This is a genomic window from Clostridium tagluense (assembly GCF_003865095.1).
Classification (GTDB): Bacteria; Bacillota; Clostridia; order Clostridiales; family Clostridiaceae; genus Clostridium_AD; species Clostridium_AD tagluense.
This window is the reverse complement of sequence record NZ_BHYK01000147.1, coordinates 1-226: the sequence shown is the minus strand read 5'-3', so window position 1 is coordinate 226 and position 226 is coordinate 1. Positions and strand designations below refer to the sequence as shown.

1 rRNA gene is annotated in these 226 nt (G+C 50.9%); it reads right to left on the bottom strand.

What is annotated here, in order from left to right:
- Positions 1-226, bottom strand: a 16S ribosomal RNA gene (locus Ctaglu_RS24900); the annotation flags it as partial.

The window sequence follows — 226 nt, the reverse complement described above, 5'->3', positions numbered from 1 at the left end:
GGCCGATCACCCTCTCAGGTCGGCTACGCATCGTTGCCTTGGTGGGCCGTTACCTCACCAACTAGCTAATGCGCCGCGGGTCCATCTCAAAGTGGAATCTTCTAAAAGAAAAATCCTTTGATGTTTCGATCATGCGATCAAAACATATTATGCGGTATTAATCTCCCTTTCGGGAGGCTATTCCCCTCTTTGAGGCAGGTTACCCACGTGTTACTCACCCGTCCGC